At 63.6% G+C, this 24,202-nt stretch carries 17 protein-coding genes; 7 read left to right on the forward strand and 10 right to left on the reverse strand.

Annotated elements, in window-relative coordinates:
* Nucleotides 1–60 precede the first annotated feature (60 nt).
* Both E5678_RS04900 and E5678_RS04905 read left to right on the forward strand, forming a co-directional pair.
* Nucleotides 61–3,072 (forward strand): chemotaxis protein CheB, encoded by a 3,012-nt coding sequence (locus tag E5678_RS04900; protein WP_210731987.1) that lies wholly within the window; start codon nt 61–63, stop codon nt 3,070–3,072.
* The gene (locus E5678_RS04905) at nt 3,069–5,216 is read left to right on the forward strand and encodes a PAS domain-containing sensor histidine kinase (RefSeq protein ID WP_136177487.1); all 2,148 of its coding nucleotides are present in this window, start codon (nt 3,069–3,071) and stop codon (nt 5,214–5,216) included. Before E5678_RS04900 ends, E5678_RS04905 begins: the two co-directional genes overlap by 4 nt.
* 96 nt (nt 5,217–5,312) lie before the next feature.
* Here E5678_RS04905 and E5678_RS22885 read toward each other — a convergent pair whose 3' ends face one another.
* The 3 genes from E5678_RS22885 to E5678_RS04915 all read right to left on the reverse strand — a co-directional run bounded on the left by E5678_RS22885 (nt 5,313) and on the right by E5678_RS04915 (nt 7,214).
* Nucleotides 5,313–6,197, reverse strand: coding sequence for an FAD-dependent oxidoreductase (locus tag E5678_RS22885; protein WP_210731988.1), 885 nt, complete (start codon nt 6,195–6,197; stop codon nt 5,313–5,315).
* Nucleotides 6,198–6,235: 38 nt separating this feature from the next.
* Nucleotides 6,236–6,667 carry an FAD-dependent oxidoreductase gene (locus E5678_RS22890; RefSeq protein WP_210731989.1) on the reverse strand — a complete coding sequence of 144 codons (432 nt, stop codon included), beginning with the start codon at nt 6,665–6,667 and terminating at the stop codon, nt 6,236–6,238.
* 247 nt (nt 6,668–6,914) lie between these two features.
* The gene (locus E5678_RS04915; protein WP_168708488.1) at nt 6,915–7,214 is read right to left on the reverse strand and encodes an OmpA family protein; all 300 of its coding nucleotides are present in this window, start codon (nt 7,212–7,214) and stop codon (nt 6,915–6,917) included.
* Nucleotides 7,215–7,228: 14 nt separating this feature from the next.
* Here E5678_RS04915 and E5678_RS04920 point away from each other — a divergent pair, with 14 nt between their 5' ends.
* A complete protein-coding gene (locus E5678_RS04920; protein ID WP_136177489.1) occupies nt 7,229–7,939 on the forward strand; it encodes an OmpA family protein in 711 nt (236 codons plus the stop codon).
* Between the two features lie 583 nt (nt 7,940–8,522).
* Here E5678_RS04920 and E5678_RS22795 read toward each other — a convergent pair.
* The 3 genes from E5678_RS22795 to E5678_RS04930 form a co-directional block, all read right to left on the reverse strand.
* Nucleotides 8,523–8,657 carry a hypothetical protein gene (locus E5678_RS22795; RefSeq protein WP_281728100.1) on the reverse strand — a complete coding sequence of 45 codons (135 nt, stop codon included), beginning with the start codon at nt 8,655–8,657 and terminating at the stop codon, nt 8,523–8,525.
* A gap of 19 nt (nt 8,658–8,676) precedes the next feature.
* Entirely contained in the window at nt 8,677–8,874 is a 198-nt protein-coding gene (locus E5678_RS04925) for a hypothetical protein (RefSeq protein WP_136177490.1), read from the reverse strand.
* Between the two features lie 259 nt (nt 8,875–9,133).
* The gene (locus tag E5678_RS04930) at nt 9,134–9,853 is read right to left on the reverse strand and encodes a Crp/Fnr family transcriptional regulator (protein WP_136177491.1); all 720 of its coding nucleotides are present in this window, start codon (nt 9,851–9,853) and stop codon (nt 9,134–9,136) included.
* A gap of 215 nt (nt 9,854–10,068) precedes the next feature.
* Here E5678_RS04930 and E5678_RS04935 point away from each other — a divergent pair, with 215 nt between their 5' ends.
* Nucleotides 10,069–10,659 carry a sterol desaturase family protein gene (locus E5678_RS04935; protein ID WP_136177492.1) on the forward strand — a complete coding sequence of 197 codons (591 nt, stop codon included), beginning with the start codon at nt 10,069–10,071 and terminating at the stop codon, nt 10,657–10,659.
* Between the two features lie 19 nt (nt 10,660–10,678).
* Here the strand turns inward: E5678_RS04935 and E5678_RS04940 are convergent, their stop codons facing one another.
* Both E5678_RS04940 and E5678_RS04945 read right to left on the reverse strand, forming a co-directional pair.
* The gene (locus E5678_RS04940) at nt 10,679–19,270 is read right to left on the reverse strand and encodes a glucoamylase family protein (RefSeq protein WP_247596916.1); all 8,592 of its coding nucleotides are present in this window, start codon (nt 19,268–19,270) and stop codon (nt 10,679–10,681) included.
* Between the two features lie 3 nt (nt 19,271–19,273).
* Nucleotides 19,274–19,516 carry a hypothetical protein gene (locus E5678_RS04945; RefSeq protein ID WP_136177493.1) on the reverse strand — a complete coding sequence of 81 codons (243 nt, stop codon included), beginning with the start codon at nt 19,514–19,516 and terminating at the stop codon, nt 19,274–19,276.
* 199 nt (nt 19,517–19,715) lie between these two features.
* On the opposite strand from E5678_RS04945, the gene E5678_RS22800 reads away from it, so the two are divergent.
* On the forward strand, nt 19,716–20,345 hold the full coding sequence (locus tag E5678_RS22800) for a glycine zipper 2TM domain-containing protein (protein WP_281728101.1): 630 nt from the start codon (nt 19,716–19,718) through the stop codon (nt 20,343–20,345).
* Nucleotides 20,346–20,771: 426 nt separating this feature from the next.
* Here the strand turns inward: E5678_RS22800 and E5678_RS04955 are convergent, their stop codons facing one another.
* Complete coding sequence (locus E5678_RS04955) at nt 20,772–21,782, reverse strand: hypothetical protein (protein WP_136177494.1); 1,011 nt, start codon at nt 21,780–21,782, stop codon at nt 20,772–20,774.
* A gap of 214 nt (nt 21,783–21,996) precedes the next feature.
* Here E5678_RS04955 and E5678_RS04960 point away from each other — a divergent pair, with 214 nt between their 5' ends.
* Together E5678_RS04960 and E5678_RS04965 are read left to right on the forward strand one after the other, a co-directional pair.
* Nucleotides 21,997–22,383 (forward strand): hypothetical protein, encoded by a 387-nt coding sequence (locus E5678_RS04960; protein WP_136177495.1) that lies wholly within the window; start codon nt 21,997–21,999, stop codon nt 22,381–22,383.
* The gene (locus tag E5678_RS04965; RefSeq protein ID WP_136177496.1) at nt 22,380–22,952 is read left to right on the forward strand and encodes a hypothetical protein; all 573 of its coding nucleotides are present in this window, start codon (nt 22,380–22,382) and stop codon (nt 22,950–22,952) included. Before E5678_RS04960 ends, E5678_RS04965 begins: the two co-directional genes overlap by 4 nt.
* On the opposite strand, the gene E5678_RS04970 is transcribed toward E5678_RS04965, so the two are convergent.
* Nucleotides 22,924–24,080 (reverse strand): IS3 family transposase gene (locus E5678_RS04970; RefSeq protein WP_136177497.1). Its coding sequence is split into 2 segments (ribosomal slippage): nt 22,924–23,813 and nt 23,813–24,080, totalling 1,158 coding nucleotides; the frame shifts between segments, so codons are not numbered across the junction. The genes E5678_RS04965 and E5678_RS04970 overlap by 29 nt on opposite strands.
* Between the last annotated feature and the right edge of the window lie 122 nt (nt 24,081–24,202).

Below are 24,202 nucleotides of genomic sequence, written 5' to 3' on the forward strand. Positions count from 1 at the left end.
TCAAGCCCGGCAAGTCCGAGGCGACGAACCACCGGCAGAACCTCCTCCAGGGGGGCCGTTTTGTTTGACGCGCAGGAGCCTCACGGTGCCTCGGCTGCGGCATTTCCCATCGTTGGCATGGGGGCTTCAGCGGGTGGTCTGGAGGCTTTCGAGCAGTTTTTCCAGGCCTGCCCGGCGAACACAGGCATGGCCTTCGTGCTGGTCTCGCATCTGGACCCGTCGCACGAAAGCCTGTTGGCGGAAATTTTGCAGCGCTTGACCACCATGCCAGTGATGCAGGTGATAGACCAGACCCGGGTGGCGCCGGACTGTGTCTACGTGATTCCCCCCAACCGCGAGATGGACATCCTCAATGGGGTGTTGCAGCTGTCCATGCCGAATCCGGTGCGCGGCCAGCGTTTGCCCATTGATGCCTTTTTTCGTTCGCTCGCCGAAGACCAGGCCGAGCGGGCCATGGGCATCGTGCTCTCAGGCACCGCCAGCGACGGCACGCTGGGGCTGCGCGCCATCCTTGCAGTGGGCGGCATCAGCCTGGTGCAGGCGCCTTTGAGCGCCAAATACGACGCCATGCCGCGAAGCGCCATCGCCGCCGGCTGCGCCAGCCATGTGTTGCCGGTGGAGGAGATGCCGGCCTTGCTCCAAAAGCTGACCAGCCCATCGGTGTCGAGGCCCAAAGTGATGGCCGCCGAGACCGAGGGTGGCGCGCTGGGTGTGAGCGGCGTGAACCAGATTTTGCTGCAATTGCGCAAGCGCACCGGTCATGATTTTTCGCTGTACAAAAAGAGCACCATCGGCCGCCGGATCGAGCGGCGCATGGCGAAACACAGCATCGACAGCGCCGAGGTCTATGCCCGCTACCTGAAGGAAAATCCCGCCGAAGCGAAGGCCTTGTTTCGCGAACTGCTGATCAACGTCACCCGTTTTTTTCGCGACCCGGACGCTTTTGTGGCGCTGAAAACCACGGTGCTTCCCCCGCTGCTGGAGGGCCGGGCCGAAGGCGACGTGTTTCGGGTCTGGGTGGCCGGGTGCGCCAGCGGTGAAGAGGCCTATTCGATTGCCATCGTGCTGCGGGAGTTGACGGACGAGATCAAGGCCCGACAAGGGCATGAGATCGCGATCCAGATATACGCCACCGACCTCGACGACGAGGCCATCGCCTTGGCGCGGGCAGGGCGTTATCCCCTGACGATCAGCGAGGACATCAGCCCTGAGCGCCTGCGCCGATTTTTCACCCAGGACGATACGGGCTACAAGGTCACGCCCAACCTGCGCGACATGCTGGTGTTTGCAGTGCAAAACGTGGTCAAGGACCCAGCCTTCACGAAACTCGATTTTCTCAGTTGCCGCAACCTGATGATTTATCTGGAGCGGGAACTGCAAAGTCGGTTGGTTCTCAATTTTCACTATGCGCTCAAGCCTGACGGAGTCTTGTTTCTCTCCGCTTCGGAGAGCATCACCAGCCATCCGGATCTGTTTTTGGCGCTCGATCGCAAATGGAAGTTTTACCAGGCGAAACACAGGGGAGCGTCCACCTATGTCGGCGTGGTCAAAGAATGGCACCAAGCCGTCGACGCGTCCGACAGAAGCACTGGGGTGGTGGCCATGGCCCAACTGAAAACTCAAGGTGCTCGCAGCGTGGGCGATCTGAGCCACCGTGCGCTGCTGAAGCTCTATGCGCCGGCATCGGTCACCACCGATGTCAAAGGCAACATCCTTTTCGTGTTTGGCGACACCGGCAGATACCTTCGCCCGGCCCCAGGCCCCGTCAGCAACAATGTGATCGAGATGGCGCGGGAGGGGTTGCAGCTTGAGTTGCGCAGGGCCATCCTGGAGGCCACCACCGGGGCCGAGCCCACGATCGACCGGGCTGTCCAGGTGAAAACCAACGGCCATTTTTCCCGTGTCGGCTTCAGCGTGCACCGGCTGGCGGGCCATGCAGGCGGGGCTGAGCCCAAGGGCACAGCGCCACTGCTGCTGGTGAGCTTTCGAGAGCTCGCCGAAGCCGGCAAGCTCCACCGGCGCACCGCGAACAAACGTCAGGTCGTACAACTGCCCGATGAGCGTTCTCCTTCCAACCAAGAGGAGCACATCGACTTGCTTGAGCGCGAACTCGCGTTTGCCAAAGAAAACCTGCAAGCCACCATCGAAGAACACCAGGTGACCAACGTGGAACTCAAGTCCACCAACGAAGAATTGCAATCGGCCAATGAAGAGCTTCAATCGTCCAACGAGGAGCTTGAAACCTCCCGGGAAGAACTGCAGTCGCTGAACGAAGAAACCCACACGGTCAATGGCGAACTGAACGCCAAGGTTGAGCAATTGAGCGGCATTCAAAACGACATGAAGAACCTGCTCGACAGCGTCAACACCGGCACGCTGTTCCTGGACAATCAGCTCAGCATCCGGCGCTATACGCCCGAGGCGGTGCGGGTCTACCGCCTCATTCCCACCGATGTGGGCCGCCCACTGGGCGACATCAGGTCCAACATCCAGGGCGAAGATTTGCTGGTCGAGTTGCAATCGGTGCTGGATACATTGATCCCGCACAAGCGCGAATTGCGCACGCTGGACGGCTCATGGTATCTGGCAAGCATGAAGCCCTACCGCACGCTGGACAACGTCATCGCCGGTGCGGTGCTGACCTTCACCAATGTGACCGAGTTCAAGCTTGCCAGCATCCAGTTGGCGGAGGCGGAAGGCGCGCGCGCCCGCCTGGCCGAGGGCATCATCAACACCGTGGCCAAGCCCTTGATCGTGCTCGATGGGGCCTTGCAGGTGGTATCGGCCAGCCGCTCCTTTTATGAGCACTTCCAAGTCAAGGCCGAGGAGACGGTGGGGCGAAAAATTTACGCGCTGGGCAACGGCCAGTGGGACATTCCCGCCTTGCGCGATCTGCTCGAAGACATTTTGCCGCGCGAACAGGTGATGGAAGGTTACGTGGTCACCCATTCATTTCCGGTGTTGGGCTCGCGCCGCATGGTGCTCAACGCCCGCCGCATTGTGACCGCGACCGGCAACACCGACCTGATCTTGCTGGCGATGGTGGAGATTGAACAGCTGGAGCCCGCATGAAGTCCCACGATGACGAGAAGCAGAAGGACGCGCTGTTGCGCGCAGAAGCCGAAGACCGCCTGGCGGGCGCATCGAAGGCCGAGAGGGCTGCACGCCCGGCCGAGGACCTGTTGCATGAACTGCAAGTGCACCAGATCGAACTGGAAATGCAAAACGAGGCCTTGCGGCAGTCGCAGGTGGCGCTGGCCGAATCCCGGGACCGTTATGTCGATTTGTACGAGTTCGCTCCCGTGGGTTACCTCTCCCTTGGCGCTGAGGGGCTGATCGAAGAGATCAACCTCACCGGCGCCCTGCAGCTCGGGCGGGAACGCAAAAAGCTGCTGCAAACCCGCTTTGCTGCGCTGGTTGTGCCTGAAGATCAGGGGCGCTGGGTTCAGCACGTGGTGGGCGTGAAGCAAGGCGACTTGCAGGGCGGGCTGAGCCTGGGTTTGCGGCGCGGTGATGGCTCGGTGTTTCAGGCCCAGCTGCAATGTGTGCTTGCCAAAGGCCCATTCGATGAGCAAGCCGAAGGCCTTCCTGTGGTGCGCATCGCCGTGAGCGACATCACCGCGCGTTTGCAAGTGGAGCGGGCCGTGCGCAATGAACGCAAACGCATGCGAACCATTCTTGATGTGGCCGGTGACCCGATCTTCGTCAAAGACAACGAGCACCGCATCGTCTTGGCCAATCGGGCTTTCTATGATTTGTTTGAGCTGGATGAAAGCGCCGTGATTGGCCAAGTTCTGGCGGAGAACCGTCCATCAGATGAAGCCCGGCATTTTCTCGATGTCGACCGCCGGGTGCTCGACACAGGCATACCCTATGTGTGCGAAGAATCGCTCACGGTCAACCATTTCTTGCGCACCATCGTGACCAGCAAAACGCGCTTTGTGGAAGATTCCGGGGAAAAATTCCTGGTGGGCACGATCTTCGACATCACCGAGAGCAAGCTGGCCGCCATCAAGCATGCTTCGCTCGAAGCCCAGCTGCGCGAATCGCAGAAAATGGAGGCCATCGGAACGCTGGCGGGTGGCATTGCACACGATTTCAACAACATCATTGCTGCCATTCTGGGCAATGCGGAACTTGCACGGCAAGACGCATCTTCCAATGTGCTCGTGCTGGAGAGCGTGGAGCAGATCCGCAAGGCGGCCTCCCGTGCCCGAGACCTGGTGCAGCAAATTCTGTCCTTCAGTCGTCGCCAGCCCACCGAGCTCAAAGTGATCGCGCTGTCCCCTGTCGTTGAGGAAACTGCGCGCTTGTTGCGCGCCACCCTGCCGGCGCGCACCGTGCTGGAAACCCGTTGCCAGGAGGGCGTTCCGCTGGTGTTGGGCGACGCCACCCAGTTGGAGCAGGTGCTGATCAACCTGGTCACCAATGCCGCGCAGGCCATGGGTGGGCAAGCCGGTCACATCGATATTCACCTCGACACCATCACCGCCCAAGCCATGTTGGATCAAAAGCGAACGGCATTGGTGAAGATGCATGCCAGGCGGCCGGGGAGCGCGGTCCGCCTCACTGTGAAAGACGATGGCCCGGGCATGGATGGCGAAACGCTGGCCCGGGTCTTCGAGCCGTTTTTCACCACCAAACCGGTGGGCAGTGGCACCGGGCTGGGTCTGTCAGTGGTACACGGGATCGTGCGCAACCACGAGGGCGTGATCCAGGTGCACAGCGAACTTGGACATGGCACGACCTTCACGGTGATTCTGCCGCCTGCCGATGTAAAAACCGGTGCACGCACGCCGGAGACCAGCCAGAAGACGTCTGCATCGGTGGCACCGGTGAATAGCGGCCAACACATTCTCTACATCGACGACGATGGGGCGCTGGTCTCGCTGATCACCCGGTTGTTCAAAAGGCGCGGTTTTCGGGTGAGCGGACACACCGATCAGGATGCGGCGCTGCAGGCGCTGCGCGCCGATCCGGGGGCTTTTGATCTGGTGCTGACAGACTACAACATGCCGGGCCTGTCGGGCCTGGACGTGGCGCGCGAAGTGAAGGCGATCAGGCGCGATCTGCCGGTCGCGGTCACCTCTGGTTTCCTCGACGAGGAACTGCTGGCACAGGCCGAAGAAGCCGGTGTTCAGCATCTGATCTTCAAAGCCGATGACGTGGAGGTGTTCTGTGAATCGGTGCTGAAGGTGTGGCAAAAAGCGACCTGAAAGGCCTGGCACTGGCTCGCCTGCTGGAGGGGGCGCGGACACGTTGCGCGGACGAAACGCCCGTCCAGCACCGATCTCGCCCTCCGGGCGCTGAGATCAGACCTCGGCTGCCGCCTTGCCTGCGGCCAGCAGCACCGGGTCCCAGACCGGCGAAAACGGCGGTGCGTAGGACAGGTCCATACCGCCCATTTCTTGCACCGTCATGCCGTTCCACAGCGCCGTGGCCAGCACATCGATGCGCTTGCCCGCGTCTTCACCGCCAACGATCTGCGCGCCGAGCAAGCGACCCGTCTGGCGTTCGGCCACGATCTTGATGCGCATCGATTGGGCGCCCGGGTAATAGCCTGCCCGGTTCGATGCTTCGGTGGTTACCGCGAAGGCGTCGAGGCCGGAGGCGGCGGCCTCGTGCTCGGTCAGCCCGGTGCGAGCGATCTCCAATTGCTGGAACTTGGTGATCGCCGTGCCCAGCACGCCATCAAAGCGTGCTTCGCCGCCAGCGATGTTGGTTCCAGCTGCACGGCCTTGTTTGTTGGCATGCGTGCCCAGGGCCATCACGACACCGCGCCCGGTGACCCGGTGGCGCGATTCCACGCAGTCGCCAGCGGCCCACACATGTGGCGTGCCAGTGCGCAATTGCTCGTCGACGATGATGCCGCCGCTCTCTCCCACGGCGATGCCTGCGGCGCGGGCCAGTTCCGTGTTGGCGCGCACGCCCAGACCGATGACCACCAGGTCGGCTTCGACTGGCCCTGCCTCGGTTTCGACGGCGGTCACCCGACCGTCGCTCACCGTGAAGCCGGTGACGGAGGTGCCCAGTCGCAGATCGACGCCCGCGTTGCGCATTGCGTCGACCACAGCCGAGGCCATGTCCGAATCCAGCACCGCGCCCATGGGCGCGTCGAGCTTTTCAATCACCGTGACCGTCAGACCGCGCGCCAGCAGGTTCTCTGCCACTTCCAGCCCGATGTAACCAGCGCCCACCACCACGGCGCGCCGTGCCCCCGCATCGAGTGCCCGCTCTAGGTGGTCGGCGTCGGTGAGCGTGCGCAGTTGGAGAACACCTTTGGCATCGATTCCTGGCCATGGCGGGTGATGCCCGAAGCGCCAGTAGCGACGAGCAATTCGTCGTAATGGGTGACCGAGTCTTGACCCGAATCGAGATCGCGCACCGTCACCGTGGCCGCCAGGGTGTCGATGGCGGTAACCTCGTGCCGAATCCGCACGTCGATGCCTTTGGCCCGGTGCTCCTCCGGGGTTCGGGCCACCAGCTCGGCCGGGGCCTCGACCAGACCGCCCAGCAGGTAGGGAAGACCACAGGCCGCGTAAGAGGTGTGAACCCCGCGTTCGAATGCCACGATTTCGAGCGCCTCGGCTGACGCCATCCGACGTGCCTGCGCGGCCGCTGACATGCCTGCGGCGTCGCCGCCAATGATCACCAGTGTTCGTGTCATGCCCGTTCCTTCATTGTTGTCGAGTGGCTGCTGCGCGGCCAGGGTTTCATGCCAGGGCGCGTGATGCGACCTGTCCGATGCGGTCAAGCCTGATTTTCTCAACAGCAAGGCCAGTCTAAAGGGCATTGTCCCTTGCCGACCTGCCGACCTGCCGACCTGCCGACCTGCCGACCTGCCGTCGAGCTCGACGACCAGAACAGGCCGACTGCGCCCGCTTTGGCCCGTGGGATGTCCATCCACCGGCGCTTCAGCGGGCGATCAGCCTGCTGCGGTCGTCAGACAGCACGATCTCCACGCGGCGGATCAGCTGGCGACCCGTGGCGTTGTCGTTGCTGGCCACGGGAGAAGTCTCGCCGTAGCCGCGCGCTGAAACCCGCTCCATGGCGATGCCCTGGCGGATCAGCGCCGAGCGTACCGAATCGGCGCGCTCGCCAGACAGCGCCAGGTTGTGCCCAGCGCTTCCGGTGCTGTCGGTGAAGCCTTCGACCAGGGCGTAGCGCTGTGGAAACTCGTTCAGCACGGCAGCGAGTTGGTCTACCCGATGCAAGCCTGGTGCAAGGCGTGAACCTCGATCTGGTCGGCACATTGCCCCTCACCGAATGGTTTTCCTTGCTCGCCCGGGTGGGTGCGCAACACGCCTGGTCCAAAGACCGCTTCAGCAGCGCCGGCGCGGGTGGCGGCATTTCGTCTAGCGGCAAATACAACGACACCGACGTCAAAATGGGTCTCGGCGCGCCAATCGAAATCACACCCTCCGTTTGGATCCGTGGCGATTGGGCGCGTTACCGCATCGAGAACGCCACCGGCCGCCGCGCGAATGCCGGTCTTGCCACGGCCAGTCTGGTGTTTCCATTTGGTCGCGCACCGGCGCCCCGCGTCGCGGCCGCGCCAGCCTATATGGCCCCAGCACCGATGCCAGCGCCCGTCGTTGTGGCGGCACCGATGCCCGCTCCAGTGGCGGTGGACCCAGCGCCCCAGCGCGTGAGCTTCTCGGCCGACACGCTGTTTGGCATTGACAAAGCCAAAGTTCACCCTGAGGGCCTGGCCGAACTGGACAAGTTCAGCCAGCAACTGGGTGGCACCACCTACGATTCGATCAGCGTCGAGGGCCACACCGACCGCAAGGGCTCGGACAACGACCACCAGGCGTTGTCCAGCGATCGCGCCAAAACTGTCAAGGACTTCCTGGTGTCCAATGGAAAAATCGATCCAGCCAAGATCGGTGCGGTGGGCATAGGGGAATCTTCTCCCGTGACCCAGCTTGATGACTGATCGGACAAGCTGCCCCGTGCGCAGTTGATCGCCTGTTTGCCGCTGGATCGCCGGGTGGAAGTAGAAGTCACGGGTACCCGCTGAACCGAGGTTCCATCCTGTGGCTCTTTGGTGCCGCAGGACCCGGAGCGGCCCGCTGTCCACGATGGCAGCGGGCCTTTTTTTGGCCCGCTGCAGGCTTGCGCCGAGGTCAGGCGACAGGTCGGTGGCCAGCCCGCCAGTGCGGCGCCGAATGGGGGCAAGCCCACGCGAGTCAGGTCCTGCTGCGTTTGCGCTCGGCGACGTTGGGCCATTTGCTTGCCCAACTCGGTGGTGTCCAGCCCGGCCGTGCGCCTCTCCACAAACAGCACGCTTTGTGCAAGTGCCATGCCCGGCAGCACGCATCGCCGATGTTGGCCTCGGCGTCGTCCTAGCCGGGGTCATCAGGCTCCATTTCGTGCAGCCGGGCGATCAGACCGCGCAGCCAGGCGTGCACGCTCAGGGTGCTCTGCGCGAGCCCCGAGTCACCCAGCAATTGGCGCAACGTGGGGTAGAAGATTTCTTGCGCGATCAGTGTGCAAAGGCTCAGGGCGTCGCACAGTTGCTACACGATGGCGGCCTTGGCTTCAGGGCCCCCTGTGCCACCTTTGCCCCCTGTGCCACCTTGGCGCATGCGGTTGTGGTCGCAGCGAAGCTGATCCAGCGCGTTGCAGGCCCGCAGTTGGGGATTGGGGCGCATCGGCAGGCCGGCGCCTTGTTCAGGCTTTGCCCGCACCTTGCTCACCCTGCGGGGTGACGGGCAGGTGCAGGGTAGGGCGGGCGGTTGATGCCGTGGACGCGTCGGGCTTCGGGTCGGGCATCTGCCCCTCCAGCGGAGCACCTTCGTTGGTGATAGCGGGCTCCTGCTGCTCAAGGGGCTTTGGCGCAGGAGTGGCTCGGTTGGCGACTGTGATCATGTCTGGGTCCTGGTTCGGGGTCTCGCGGCATGCGTGACCCCATGAGGGTTTTTAGCTGTGCACACCGGGTGAAGTCTGTGCGGCAGCGCACGTTTCAGAGGGCCAAAGCCGATTGGAAGCAATTCACCTGCGACCCTCCCCGGTCGGCGTGGCCACCACGCGTCTGCCAACCAGCGTTGGTTGCGGGTATGTGACATGGGGCCGCTATGGCCCACTCCCTATCGAGGCAGGTCCATGCGCAGGGTTGCACAGAGGGCGCCTAAGCAGCCAGTTTGTCGGGCAGCAATCGGTCGTATTCGGTCTTCACCACGGCGTAACATTCGCAAACTCGTTTCTCCAGTGCGGGACGGTCGACCACGGTGATGTGGCCTCGCGTGTATTTGATGAGCCCGAGTTTTTGCAGCTTGAGCGCCGCTTCGGTCACGCCTTCGCGGCGCACGCCCAGCATGTTGGCGATCAGTTCCTGCGTCATCACAAGTTCGTTGCTGCTCAGGCGGTCCAGGCTCAGCAGCAGCCAGCGGCACAGCTGCTGGTCGAGCGAATGGTGGCGGTTGCACACGGCGGTCTGGGCCATCTGGGTGATGAGCGCCTGGGTGTAGCGCAGCAACAGGTGCAGCACCGGCCCGGAGCGGCTGAATTCTTCCTTGATGTCGGCCGCGCGCAGGCGGTAGCCCTTGCCCGCGCTTTGCACCACCGCACGGCTCGGCGTGGTTTCGCCGCCCATGAAGAGCGCAATGCCCACCAGGCCTTCGTTGCCCACGACCGCAATCTCGGCCGATGCGCCGTCTTCCATCACATACAACAGCGAAATGATGGCGTTGATGGGGAAGTACACATGGGTCATCTTGCCGCCCGATTCGTACAGCACCTGGCCCAGCGGCAGATCCACCGCCTCCATCAATGGCCCAATGCGCAGCCACGCGGGCGCGGGCATCGCGGCCAGCAATTGGTTGACCGATTGGTCGTGTGTGGTTCCCATGTGGGCCCTCGCGTTGCGGCGTTGTCGCCCTGTGGAACAAATGTGTGACTTATTTTGACTATCGTAAGACCAATTTGCTCCATCTGTGCGGAAACGCACATGCGGCCCGCCGATTGACCCGCTGCTGTTTTGTACGGCACTGCACAGACGCGCGGTCGCTGAACCGCCAAGATGTCACTTTGGTCCCGCTTTTGGGGCCTTCCCAAGGACCTTGCATGGCATTGTTTTCCATCGAACACAGCACCCTTGCTTACCGCGCCGACTTCGTTTTCTACGGCGCCGCCGTGCTTGGGCTGGCTGCCTGGTTGGCCCTGCGCGGACCGACGGGCATGGCCGCAGAGCTTGCTGCGCTGGTCGGCCTGGGTTTTTTGGCCTGGAGCCCGATCGAATACGCTTTGCACCGCTTTGTGTTGCACGGCCTGCCGCCCTTCAAAGGCTGGCACCTCGAGCACCACCAGCGCCCGACCGCGCTGATTTGTGCACCCACGCTGCTCAGCGCCACTTTGATCGGCCTTGTGGTGTGGCTGCCGGCGCTGTGTTTGCTGGGCGAATGGCGCGGCTACGCGCTCACGCTGGGCGTGTTGATCGGCTACCTGGGTTATGCCATGGTCCACCACGCCTTGCACCACACGAACCTGAAGATTGGGTGGGTGCAGCGCCGCAAGCACTGGCACGCCAAACACCACCACTTGTTGCAACCTTGTTGTTTTGGGGTGACCAGCGGTTTTTGGGACCATGTGTTGCGCACAGCCGGGCCCAAGGACCACGCCCGTGTGCACATTCCGGTGGTTCGCCGCCAGGGCTGAGGGCTGAGAAAAACAGCCATCAGGCCTCGGTGGGCAATGGAATGACGAAGCGGCTGTGCTGCGGCAAAGATTTCCAGCGCAAGTGCTCGCCGACATTCAACAACGATGCATTGGGCCCAGCGCCCGTGTCCAGCGCCTCTTCCGGGGTGGCCCGCACCAGCACGAAATGCATGGAACTGCCACCGCGCACGAGTGTGATTTCGGCGCGCGGCCAATGTGCGGGCAAACAGGGCGTGAACCACAGTTCATCGGCCTGCTGGTGCAGGCCCAGGATGGATTCCAGCGCGGCGCGGTGCAGCCAGGCCGCCGAGCCTGTGTACCAGCTCCAGCCACCGCGCCCGGCGTAGGGTGGCGCGCTGTACACATCGGCCGCCATCGCATAGGGCTCCACGCCGTAGGCCGCGCCCCACTGTGGGTGCACCGCCCGATGCGCGGGGCTCAGGTAGGTGAAGTAGCGGTAGGGCGTGTTGCGGGCAAAGGTATTGCCAGGTTCACGCAGCGCCAGGGTTGCCGCCGCCATCAGTGCCCAGACACCGGCGTGCGCGTATTGCCCGCCGTTTTCGCGCACGCCGGGCGGATAAGCCTGGATGTAGCCTGCGCTGGGCTCCGCGTTTTCCAGCGGCGGCGTCAGCAGCCGAATCAGTCCGTGATCCACGTCAACCAGCTGCGCCTCCACAGCGTCCATCGCCTGGCGCTGGCGCTCGGGCGAAGTCTGGTCCGACAACACGCTCCAGGCCTGTGCAATGAGGTCGATGCGTGCCTCTGGCTGGCTGGCCGAGCCCAGCGGGCTGCCATCGTCAAAGAAGGCCCGTTTGAACCAGGCACCGTCCCAAGCCTCGGTGCCCAGCGCCTCGAGCCAGCCGGCGAGCGCTGCTTCCCATCGGCGGGCCCGATCCCGCTCGCCGCGCGCTCGCGCCAGGGGCAGCCAGTCGTTGACGATGCTGCACAGGAACCAGGCCAGCCAGACCGATTCACCCCGGCCTTCGCTGCCGACGCGGTTCATGCCGTCGTTCCAGTCACCGGCACCCATCAGCGGCAAACCGTGGGCACCCACCGGCAGGCTGCGGTCAATGGCGCGCGCGCCGTGTTCGTACACGCTGGCCTGCAGCGCGCTGATGGCGGGCGTGTCGTAGCGGTCTTCGGCGCCTTCGGGCACCGGCGGGCCCTCGAGGAAGCTCACAGGCTCGTCCAGCAGGGCGGTGTCGCCGGTGGCCTGCAGGTAGTGCGTGGTGGCGTAGGGCAGCCACAGCAGATCGTCTGAAAAATGGGTGCGCACGCCCGCACCGCCGGGTTCGTGCCACCAGTGCTGCACATCCCCTTCTTCAAACTGGCGCGAAGCGCACAGCACGATCTGGGTGCGCAGGATGGCGGGCTGGGCCCAGACCAGCGCCATCGCGTCCTGAAGCTGGTCGCGGTAGCCCGTGGCCCCGCCCGCTTGGTAGAACCCAGCCTTGGCCCACAGACGCGAAGACACGGTCTGGTACAGCAGCCAGCGGTTGACCATGGTGTCAAACAACGGGTCGGGAGTCTTCACCTGGGAGGCGCCTAGCAAAGTGTCCCAGCGCGCCTGGGTGGCGCGTTCGCGTTCAGCGGCGTGGGTCAGGCGGGCTTGGCGCATGAGTTCTCGCGCTGTCTCAGGGTCGCTGGCGTAGCCGAGCAGAAACACCTGTTCGAGGCTGGCGCCCGCGCGCAAGGTGAGCGGGCGCGAGAGCGCGGCGCAGGGGTCCAGTCCGTAGCCACTGCGCTGCCCCAATCGCTGCGGCAGCGCGAGCTGGCCCCGGGCGTCAAAAAACGCGCTGCGATCGCAGGTCCAGTCCATGCCATCGGGGTCGCCGACAGCGTCCTGCGCCTCGCAGAAAAAGGCGGTTCCGCCGCCAAAGCCCGCAGCCGCTTCGGTCTGGGTGCACAGCAAGCCAAGCAGCCCCGTGCCTGGCAGGCTGACGAAATACGGTTTGCTCATCAAGGTGGCGCGGTCGCGGCGTTTCTCACCCATCATCCATTCGACCAGCCCGACGATGCGCAGGTGGGCCTTTCCCGGGCCATGGTTCGTCAGCTGGATGCGCACCTGCTTGACGGCGCTTTCCGCATCGACGCACCAGCTGACCGTCACGGCGAGTGGCCCGCGGCGGTGGCTGATGGTGGTGAGGCCCTGGGTGTGCACCACCTGGTAGCTCGTGGCCTCGGCGCCCCAGGCCGAAGGCGCCATGCTCCAGACCTCGCGGGTGCGGCGGTCCTGTAGCAAGAACCATTCACAGGGCGGGTCTGCCACGGCGTCGTTGGCCCAGGCGGTGAGCTGGTTCAGGCGGCTGTTGAGCGCCCAGGTGTTGCCGGCGCCGCTCTCGGACACGATGGTGCCGAAGTCGGGGTTGGCCAGCACGTTGGTCCAGGGTCGCTCCGGGGCCTGGCCGTCACCCACCTCAAAGGCGAAATCGCTGCGCTTGCCAGTGAATGCCCCCAGCGAGGGCGTGGGCGAGGTCTCGCTCACATGCAGCGGTACCGGGTCGGCCACTGCGGCCAAACCCGTCCACAGGCGCGGTACCGGGGGTTCCTGGCGGTCGCACCAGGCGCGCACATGGTGGAGCAGGGCTTGGCCGTCGGCCTGCAGTTGCACGCGCGCCAGGCTCTGCAGCGTGGTGATCTGCTCGGGCGAAAGATCGTCGGCGCGCAACAGGTGCAAGCCTGTGACGGCTGGCCCGGAGCGGGCTTGCTGGTCGGCGGTGTGTTGTTCGTGCAGCAGGGTCAGCTCGCTCTGCAGCGGCATGTGATACGAATGCACTTCGCGGCTGAGCACCACCAGATCGCAGGCCACACCGGCGCGCGACCATTCGCGCAGCAGCAGCGACAGCACGCGCAGCAGACCCAGCCCTTGCGGCGCACCGCCGTGGACCAGCAGCACCGGCCGGTCACCCGAGATGCCCAGCGGCCACAGCGTGCGCCGGTCGCTGCGTGGCGGCGCGGCGTTGACCGCTTCCGGTCGCGCCGCGTTCGCCTGGGGCAGGGTCAGCACCAGCGCGGTGGTGAGGGCGTGCAGCGCGGGCAGGTAGTCGGTGCGCGGGCGCTGCGGCAAAGTGGGGATGCCCGCCAGTGTGGCCGACATCACCGACGAGCGCTCCACGTAGCTGGGCAGGTTGTACTTGTCGATCACCGCCAGCAAGGTGACGTCGTCGTCGCTGGCGGCAGTGGCGAAGGTGACGGTGGCCTGCGCGCCCGGCGCGATCCGCAGGCGCACGCCGAGCACGGCCACCGGGTCCAGACCGGTGTCGAGCACGCAGGGCGCTTGCGGTACCGGGTCCAACTGCGCCAGCGGCTGGCCTGGCGTGTGCAGCCGGCCCAGCCATTTCGCGCGGTCGGTCTGGCAGCGCAGCCCCAACACTTCGCCTTCGACGCTGGCCACAAAATGCGCCGCCTGCAGCGCGCTCTCGGTTTGCAGGCGGGGCGTGCGCACGCAACGCAGCGCCTGCTGCTCGGGCAGCCAGTCGGTTTTCACAAACAAATTGGAAAACGCGGGGTGGGCTTCGTCGGCGGCGGGGCTGGCCAAGGTCAGGTCCAGCGCCGAGATCAGCTCCAGTTCGATCGGCTCGCTGCTGCGGTTGACGAGAAGTACCTTGCGCAGCTCGATGTCATCTTCCGGGCTGACCCAAACCGTGGTCATCACGCGCAGCTCAGGCCAGTTGGCCTCGAAACACACGCGGTCGGTGTGGAAGTGGCATTGGTAGCGGGCGTCGGGATCGGGTGCCGGATGGCGCGTGACCGACACCGGTGCACCGTTGCCGCCGAGGCGCAGGTAGACAAAAGCACCGCTGGCATCGCGCAGCGCGTCGTCGCGCCAGCGGGTGATGCCGGTCTGGTCCCAGCGGCTCCAGCCTGCACCATTGGAGCGCAGCGTGACGCTGTAGCGCCCGTTGGACAGCAAGTGGGTGGGCTCCAGCGCCTGGGCGCCCGGCGCGAGTGTGCGGAAGTGGTCGGGGGTTCGCCGTGGCAGGGTCTGCAATGGCCCGGGCATCGTGGCTTGCAACGTCGGCAGCTCCCGCGGCGCGCGCTCGTGCAGCAGCGAACACACCGCTTCGATGCGCGGGTGCGCCATGCCCCAGCGCTGGGCCACACCTGCAAACAACACATTGGTCAGCGCCACGATGCTCATGCCCTGGTGGTGCGCCATGAAGGTGTTGACTGGGGTGAAAGGCTCGCCATGGGACTGGCGAGACTGCGTGAAGTCCAGCGCCTCGATGAAGCCGTAACGCCCACGCGCGTTCAGCGCACTCAAGGCGCGCAGGTTGTCGCAGGCCAGGGCTGTGTCTACCTGGGTGGCAAGCGCGGTGGCGTAGGGTGCGATCACCCGCTCGGCCTCCGGCGTGCGTCGCAGGGCCAGCCGTGGCACGCCCTGCGGCGCGTACTGGTAGGCCAGCGTGTGGTCTTGGCCGGCGTAGGCGCACTCCGAAATGCCCCATGGCATGGCGGTGCCACGCACGAAGGCGATCTGCTCCTGCAGCGCCGATTGGCCAGCCTCGGTCAGGGCGCTGTCGCGCGGCTGCGCGACCACCAGGGTGGGCATCAGGTACTCGAACATGGACCCCGACCACGAGCGCAAAACCGCGCTGCGCCCGCGGGCGAAAAACGGTCGGCCGAGCGCCGCCCAGTGGCGCACCGGTACGTCGCCCTTGGCGATGGCGAGCAGGCTGGTGGTGCGCGATTCAGAGGCCAGCAGGTCGTAGAAGCTGGTGTCGAGCTGCTGCTCTTCGAGCCGGTAGCCGATGTGCAGCAGGTGGCGCTTGGGGTGGTAGAGGAATTGGAAGTCCGCGTCCCAGGCCAAGTTCTCCATTTGGACGGCCAACTCATTGAGGCGCCGGGTGGCGCGCTCGCAGCTGCCCGCACCGCGCACTGCAGCGTCCTGGCCCGCCGAGAGAAGCGTGGCCAGGTGGTCCGCCAGCAGCCAGCGCAGTTCGTCCTTGGGTGTGGTGGGGTGGTTGACGATGGCCGGGTTGCGCGCATGTTGCAGGCCCTCCAGCTCGGCCTGTGCTTGCAGCAGCAAAGCGTGGAAGGCGGCGCAGGCGGCGGCCTCGCACGGTTCGGGTGGCACGGCTTCGAGCATGCGCCCGATGGCGGTCTGGTGCAGCGGCTGGTGCAGAGCGGACTGCAGCAGCGGCAGGTGGGGCTGCAGGCGCTGGCGCGAACGGCCAATGGCGCGCAGGCTCGCGGCCGCTTCGTGTGGATCGTGCGCCAGTTCGCGGCAGGCCTGGGCCACCGTGAGCAGGTGCGCACTGAGGTTGCCGCTGTCCACGGTGGACACATAGCGCGGCAGCAGCGCCTGCAAGGTTTCGGTGTCGTACCAGTTCAGGAAATGGCCGCGGTGGCGCTCCATTTGTTGCAAAGTGGCGACGGTGGCTTCCAGACGTGCGAGCAGATCCTGTGTGCCGATCCAGCCGAACTGGCGCGCGCAGGCGGTGCTCAGAAGATAGAGCCCGATGTTGGTGGGAGAGGTGCGGTGCGCCACCATCTCGTAAGGTGCGATCTGCAGGTTGTCGGGTGGCAGGTGGTGGTTTTGCTCGTTCACGCAGCGCTCGAAGAGGCGCCAGGTGTCGCGCGCCACGCCGTCGAGCAGCTCGCGGTCGGCGGGTCGCAGCGCCGGACGGCGGCTGGGCCAGGGCGTGTTGGTCACCCACACCAGCAGCGGCGCGAGCGCCCACATCACGAGCACCGAGAGCGCCAGCGCACTCGGCGCGGGGATGAACAGCCACAGGCCGCCCAGCCACAACAGCGCGGCGATCGGCTCGGTGCGGTGGCGGCGCTGGGTGGCGAGCAGGCCGGTGGCCAGGCCCGCCTGGGCAGCTTCGGCGGTGGTCCATTCGAGCAGGTGCAGCCGGCTCACCGCGAGCCGGTGCAGTGTGCGCAGCATGGCGTCGAGCGACATCAGGGCTTGCTGCTGCAGCAGCGCGAGGTTCCAGAGTCCGCCGCCGATGGCGCGAACCAGATCCGGTGACGCGGCCGCAGAGAAGCGCGCGCCCAGCAGGGCCCAGTGGCGCGGCACCCAGCCCGCCAGCGCGCCCATGAGTGGGCCGGCGCTGTAGGCGGCCAGCGTGAGCGCCAGCGCCAGGGGCAACGGCAGGCCGATGCCAAGCATGGCCAGGCCGATGAGCAGCAGCGAGGCGGGGGCCACCAGCGAGCGGCGCAGGTTGTCGAGCAGCTTCCAGCGGTTGATCGCACCCAGCGGCCAGTGCCGGTGGCGCAGCAGGAAAGGCAGCAGCTGCCAGTCGCCGCGGACCCAGCGGTGCAGGCGCGATGCGGCGGCGTCGGCGTGGGCAGGGTCCGGTTCGATCAGGGTCACGTCGGTCACCACGGCGCAGCGCACCAGGGCGCCTTCGAGCAGATCGTGGCTGAGCACCTGGTCGGTCGGCAAGCGCTGGCCGAGCACAGCGTGCAAGGTGGCCACGTGCAGCAGGCCCTTGCCGGTGAAGCTGCCTTCACCGAACAGGTCCTGGTACACATCGGAGCTCATGGCGCTGTAGGGGTCGATGCCGCGCTGGCCGTCAAACAGCCACTGCCAGATGGTGCGCACGCCCTCGCCGGCGAGCGGTGGAACGACGCGCGGTTGCAAGATGCCATAGCCCTGCAGCACCCGCTGCCCGGTGTCGTCGAGGCGGGGTTGGTTGTGCGGGTGTTCGGCCACACCGACCAGCGTTCGCAGGCGGCCTGGTGGCAGCAGCGTGTCGCTGTCGAGCGTGAAGATGTAGCGCGTGTGCGGCGCCATGCGCGAGAGTTCGCCGAGGTCGAAAAATGGGCCGGTCGTGCCGGTGGCGAGTGCCGCGACCAGTTGCTCCAGCTTGCCGCGCTTGCGCTCCCAGCCGAGCCAGCGCCGCTGTGTGGCGCTGGGCGCGCGGGCGCGGTGCAGCAGCAAGAAGCGCGGGGGCTGGCCCGGGGCTTCGGGGTAGCGGTCATTGAGCGCGGCCAGCGCTTGCTGCGCGTGGGACAGCAGGGCCTCGTCTTCGGGCATGTGTTCGGTATCGGCGTCGGACCAGTCGCTCAGCAAGGCGAACTGGGCGTTGGCTTCGGTGTTGGCCAGGTGGTGCAGGTGCAGGCGGTGCACCACTTGCGTGATCGATTCGCGGTGGCTCAGCATCGCTGGCACCACCACCATCACGCGGGCGGCGGGGGGGATACCGTCGGCCAGCAGCAGTCGCGGCAGGTGTGAGGGCTTGACCGATTCGCAGATCAGCCGGTTGACCAGGGCCACCACCGCTTCGGATGCGGGCGCCAGCATCAGCAGGCCCGCCAGCACCGTGCCCAGTTGCGCGGGCCAGCCGGCGGCCAACCAGCCCGGTCGGTGCAGCAGCCAGGCCACCAGCAGCAGCGAGCCCAGCAACATGAGGCTCAGGTAGGCGAACGTGCGTGAGATTCCCGGCGCCGCACGCCACAGGCCGGCCGTGCGGTGGTGCTTCAGGCCCAGCGCCTGTTCCAGCGTCAGGCGCCCCTCGCCCTGCAGCCAGTGCGAGGCCAGCGCGGTGGGACCGGTTTGCTCGCCCATCAAGGGCAGCAACTTCTTCGCCACTGCGGCCTCACCCAGGCCGCTTTGAACGCTCAGTCGTTCGATACCGTGCAGCGTGGTGTCGCGGGTGGCGTCGTCTTCGGCCTCAAACACCGCCGAACCGAGCATCACGCGGATGACCCGGCTGGTGCGCGCCACGGTGTCGGCCCAGTCCGAGGCGCCAATCAGGCGCAGCGCGGTCACCGCGTTGCCCACGCTCAGGTGGTCGGCGGCCTGGGTCGCGTGTTGCTGGGTCTGCAGGGCGGCCAGATCGGGCACCTCTTGCTGCAGCCAGGTTCGCACCTGGACCAGCGCCGGGCCATCGGCCTCCTGCGTATGGCCCACCAGGCTTTGGGCCAGGTGCGACACAAACACCTCGCCCACGCCACGCCGGTCCATCATCCCGCGCATGTCCGTCACGGCGTCCAGGGAGAGCGTATCGATGTGGCTGGCGCACAGGCTGGCCAGTTCGCGCGCGGCCTTGTGGCTGGCGATGCGGTCGGCCAGGCGGCGCAGGTTTTCCACCAGCACCACGCGCAAGGTGGTGGGCAGCGCCCAGAGCTCGCCCTGGCTGAGTTCTCGCGCATCCTGATAGGCATTGAGAAAATGAATCAGCAGGGTTTCGTCGAAGGCGCTGTCGGTGTGGGCCACAAAGGCCCAGGCCACGCCGTAGATGCGCGGCAGGCCAATCAGCGGCGCGTCCTGTAGCACAGGCAGCGAACGGTAGTAGCGCGACGGAAGCCCTTCGCGGATTTCGCTCAGTTGGGCTTCGATCAGGTGGAAGTTGTCAAGCAGCCATTCGGCCGCGGGGCTGATGTCGTGCCCGTCGTGCGCTTCCAGCGCGATGTACTGGTAGGCCGCGCGAAGGGTGCGCACATTGTTTTGCAGGCGCGGGTAAAACGTGGCCTGACCCATGCGGGCGGGGCCCGCCCGGTGCGATGCACCCAGACTGCGTCCATGCTGCTCGAAACGCGCCAGCCCGAACAGCTCAGAGCGGATCGGCTCCAGCGCCGCGCCGCGCGTGGCGTCCAGCATGCGTTCAAGCCGCTTCGGGACCCAGGACCATTGCGCCAGCCAGCGGGCATCCACCATGCTTTACAGCAACAGCATTGAGCCACCGACCAGCAGCAAGATCACCAGCACCGAAGTGACCACCCGCCCGGCCACCATGTCGTGCAGATCGTCGGCGCCGGTCTGCAGAGTCTGCAGCGGGCCGCGCAGCGCACCACACTGGCTAAGGTGATCGCCCAGCGCCGAGCGCTCCAGAGGAGAGATTTCCGCCGTGTGGCCGAAGGAAGAGGTGTCCCAACTTGGCGTGTGGGAAGAAATTTTGGACATGGGCGGCATCGTCTTTCTGGGCAGTTGGAAGGGGAGCGCTATGGCGTTGCCTTGTTTGTAGTGCCACAGGTGCTGTGTGTCTGTGCGGTGACGAACACTGGGGTGCGGGTTGGGGGAACTGGAATGGGGTGTGCGTCAGCGCACAGACCACGCGCCGCGTGCGGCCTACTGTCAGGTTTTTTCCTACCAAGGAGTCACCATGCCCCATCAGACTTCCCGCCTTCTTTGGCGCTCGCCCACCACCTGGCTGGCTGTTGCGGCTTTGTCCACCCTGGCTGGTTGCGCCGCGCCGCATCCGGTGTATTCCCAGCCCGTAGCGCAAGCACAGCCACCCGTGATGGTCGCTTCGGGTCCGAATGGCCGAGGCGACCGTCCTTCGCGCGACTACCGCCGCCGCCACAACGAGGCGCTGTACCAGGCGGATGTCTTGTCGGTGCGCGCTGTTATGGGGCAGACCGAGCAGCGCTGCTGGATCGAGCGCGAAGCGGTGGCGCCACAGCGTTCCGATGCCAACGTGCCTGGCGCCCTCATCGGTGGCGTCATCGGTGGCATCCTGGGCCACCAGGTGGGAGGCGGTACTGGCCGCGATCTGGCCACGGTGGGCGGCGCAGTGGCCGGTGCGGTGATCGGATCCAACGTAGGCCGCGATCGCTACGGTAACCCGGTGGCCACGCAGGATGTGCGGCGCTGCACCAATGAGCCGGTGAGCAGCGAACCCGCCTATTGGGATGTGACCTACCAGTTCCGTGGCGTGACGCACCGCGCGCAAATGACGTCGCCACCCGGTCGCAGCATCATCGTGAACGCAGACGGCGATCCGCGGGAATAAAGGGGCGCCCCAGGGGGCGATGCGTGTGGCCCGGCGGAGCCGGTCCCACCGCATCCTGGGGTTGAGGCCCGGGCACAAGAACCTGAGCGTTCTTCTGGCGCGATTGCACAGGAATCACACTTTCGCGCCACAAAAAGAAAAGCCTGCTACCGATTAAGTAGCAGGCTTTTCAGTTGCCTTGCGGCTTGTAGTGGCTCCCCGGGAAGGCCTATCCTGAGAACTGGGAACTGAGTATCGTATTCGATCAAGACCGTTGAGGCAATATGCAATATCTCATGCACCCAAGGTACTTCGGTCTGCGATTGATCCCAAGGGCTGTTCGAGCACTTTATTCAAGCGAAGAACCACCTGACCTACATCCTTGGTGCGAACGATGTACAAGAAACATCGACTCTTTGGGATAGTCCAATTCTGGCAGGCATGCTGTCACCAGAACAAGTTTTTGCTGTACAAAATGTTCGCCAAAACACTTGTGACTAGTGAGCTCACCCATACCACTGCATATCGAGTAATTCCCCAGCGAGGTTCATTTTTAACCTTTTCATATCTCTCCCGGTCATGTTCGGTGAAAACGATATGGCCTCTTCGGATGAAAAAAACTGCTCCTTGTACGTATGTTTTTATCATCATGACAGTTATGCCCAATAGTGCAAGCGCAGGCACCGATTTGACAAAAAAGATGCTAGTGTCTTTTATGCTTTTTAGTTCGGCGGTGGTTGCGATTACTTTATCTATCCCAAATCCGGTCCAGATTGCTATGGAACAAAAGAAAACTATGTATGAAAAATATAGAACTAAATTGTCTGCGTTTCGATTGAAGAATTTTTCGAAAGCAGTGGGCGAATTTAGGACTGTGGATGCGTGATTCTTAAGTAGCCCGGCTATGTCGGTGGCCCAAGTTCGCTCAGTGTGTACTATCCTAAAGTCAAAATATGGGCCTCGAAAGAAGAACTTTCGAGGAAGTTCAGAAAACCCGCCCATGGATGCAAAGGTAACTTCAATCTCCTGTTTTTCAGGTGCATCATGACCGCGAAATTTTATTAAATACGTTGCAGAAATTTTCACCGCTGTGGGATGACACTGTGTCGTCGGATGAAAGCTCTCAAAATCGTTTAGATTATTGTGAACTACTGATTGTCCATCGTCATAGTAGACAGTTATTCCAAAGTAAATTAGAGATGCATCATTTTGCTTTGCCATTCGCTGCACGAGCAAATGGTAAACGTTCGTTATCGCGCTTGGTCCAATCTTAAATCCGCCTGCAACCTCTCCCCGGAGTTCTTGTGGTTTCCCAAGTAGCCCTCCAACAAATTTTTCGAAGTCCTTTATTTCACATGGAAGCATCACGTAGTACGGGCCTTCTCCTTGTGTCCTATTTAACTCAGTGTCTCCGTTCGAAGAGGTGATTCTTGGTAGATGTTGTTCGCTGTCTTTCACGATTTCTCCGGAGACCCCGTTCGAGTAACACGGGGGGTTGTAAATACGAAGAGCAAAGTATAGGACTTTTTGTTACATGTATCCATCCTCAAAGAGAGGGAGAGGGAGCGTCGCGGAGCGTGAGCCCGCGCGCTGCCTCTCCCTCTTTTGTTAGAAAAGTTGTTGACTGTCTATGAAATGTCAAATAACATTCGTAAAACTTTGGAGATCAAGCATGAAAGCGAAAGATTTGGCATCTGTCTGGGGCTCACCAGACAACAGTAGGCTCACCGCGAAGCAGTCTTCCTTCCGCCTGCCTGTGCACGTGGCTGCAAAGTTGGCTGCACTCGCAGAGATGTATCCGCAGAAGACAAAGACGCAAATGGTGGCTGATTTGCTTTCTGCTGCACTGACAGATTTGGAATCTGGACTCCCAGCTTTTCCCGGTGAGATCTTTCCTGAGACGGAAGACGGCGAACAGTTGTACGAGGCTGCTGGCCCTGCACAGCTCTTTCGAACACTCACAAACAAGTTCTATGCTGAGCTGGAGATGGAGCTGGGCAACGAAACTCCTGAACCTTTCTACAAAGGATCGTTGTTGGTCACGAGGGACGGGAAATGAAACTCCTTGCCTCTGGCCTCGACACGGTCGAGTGCGCCTACTACCTGCGCTGTGGCGAGATCAGCAACCTCGACTTCAACGTATTGAGGGCGCAGCGGGAGGCCATGCGCCAGTCCAAAAGACCTGAGGCGGGCGTTGTGGAACTTGGCGGCATGGAGTTCATGCTGTCACTCAACGGCACCAAGTCTGGTTATCCGTTTCTTATCTCTAACCCGGACTGCACCATCCAGTTTGGGGAGTTCAACGACCCAAGCTTCTTCGTCAAGTACAGCAGCTTTGCCTTGTGGAACAAGGGCGCCAGCTATTTGCATGAGCGCTTCCTGAACTGGGCTGGCTCGCTGGGTTTCATTGCAGTACGAGCAGAAGGGCTGTCTCGGGTCGATTTCGCCTTTGACTTCCACCTGGACGAGATCGACTTTGACGAGGACAGCTTTGTCACCTCTGCCGACAAGGACAGCCAACACCGCAAACACGGCAGCGTGCAAACCTTCACCTTTGGCCGAGGCGATTGGGCTTCCCCCAGTTTCCCGGACGGTTTGCTTAGCCCATTAAGCCTTGCTCAAAGTTGACTGGGCTGAGGAAGTCTAGCTTTGAGTGTTTACGCACCGGGTTGTAGAAGCGCTCGATGTAGTCGAACACGTCGGACCTGGCTTCTTCCCTTGTCCGGTAGACCTTGCGGCTGAGCCGTTCGGTCTTCATCGACGAGAAGAAGCTCTCCATCGCAGCGTTGTCCCAGCATTCACCTCGACGACTCATGCTGCAGGTGATGCCTTGTGCCTTGAGCAACCGCTGGAAGTCGTCGCTGGTGTACTGGCTGCCCTGGTCCGAGTGATGCATCAGCGAGCTGGGTTTGCCGCGCCGCCAAAGGGCCATCAACAAAGCGTCGCTCACCATCTTGGCCTGCATGGTGTCGCTCATCGACCACCCCACGATGCGGCGTGAGTACAGGTCCATCACCGCTGCCGCATACAGCCAGCCCTCAGCCGTCCAGATGTAGGTGAAGTCAGCCACCCACTTTTGGTTCGGACCACTGGCCTCGAAGTCGCGCTGCAGATGGTTGGGCGCGATATGGTTCTCAAGCCTGCTGCCCGTATCACCAGGTAGCCTGCGTCGCTTGTGGCGGGCTTGCAGCTTGGCCAGGTGCATCAGCCGGATGACCCGATTCATCCCACAGGTCTCCCCCAGCGCTCGAAGGTCGTGCCAGACGCGTGGACTGCCGTAGGTTCGGTCGCTGAGTTCGAAGCTCTCTCGGATGAGGCGGGTGAGCCTGGCGTCGTCTTGGCTGCGCTGGCTCGGCGCTCTGTCCATCCATTCGTAGAAGCCGCTGTGGGAGACCGCCAGAACCCGACACATGGTGCGGGTGGGCCAGACACTACGATGCCGCGCGATGAAGCCGTACTTCACTGCGGGTCCTTTGCAAAGTAGCCGAGCGCTTTTTTTAGGATGTCGCGCTCCGTGGTCACGCGGCGTAGTTCGCGTTGCAGCCGCTCCACCTCAGTGGCGGCCTCACTGCGAAGCGGCCGGTTCGGCCTAAGGTCCAACACTCCGCCACGTTCCTGGGTGACCCACCGCCTGAGCACGCTGGTCTGGATACCCAAGTCCCGCGCAATGTTCGTGACCGTGGCTCCTGGCTGCTTGCACAGCTTCACTGCCTCACGTTTGAACTCGTCCGTGAAGCTCCTTCGGGTTCTTGTCATACCTATCTCCTGAACACATCATGTCATTGGATGTGTCCGGGAAACTGGGGGAAGCCCATTGGTGCTTCCGTGGAGCCTGATACTTCGGCTGCGGCGTCAATCGCGGAATCAATGCATGCCCT

It is taken from the genome of Hydrogenophaga sp. PAMC20947 (assembly GCF_004795855.1).
GTDB lineage: Bacteria > Pseudomonadota > Gammaproteobacteria > Burkholderiales > Burkholderiaceae_C > Hydrogenophaga.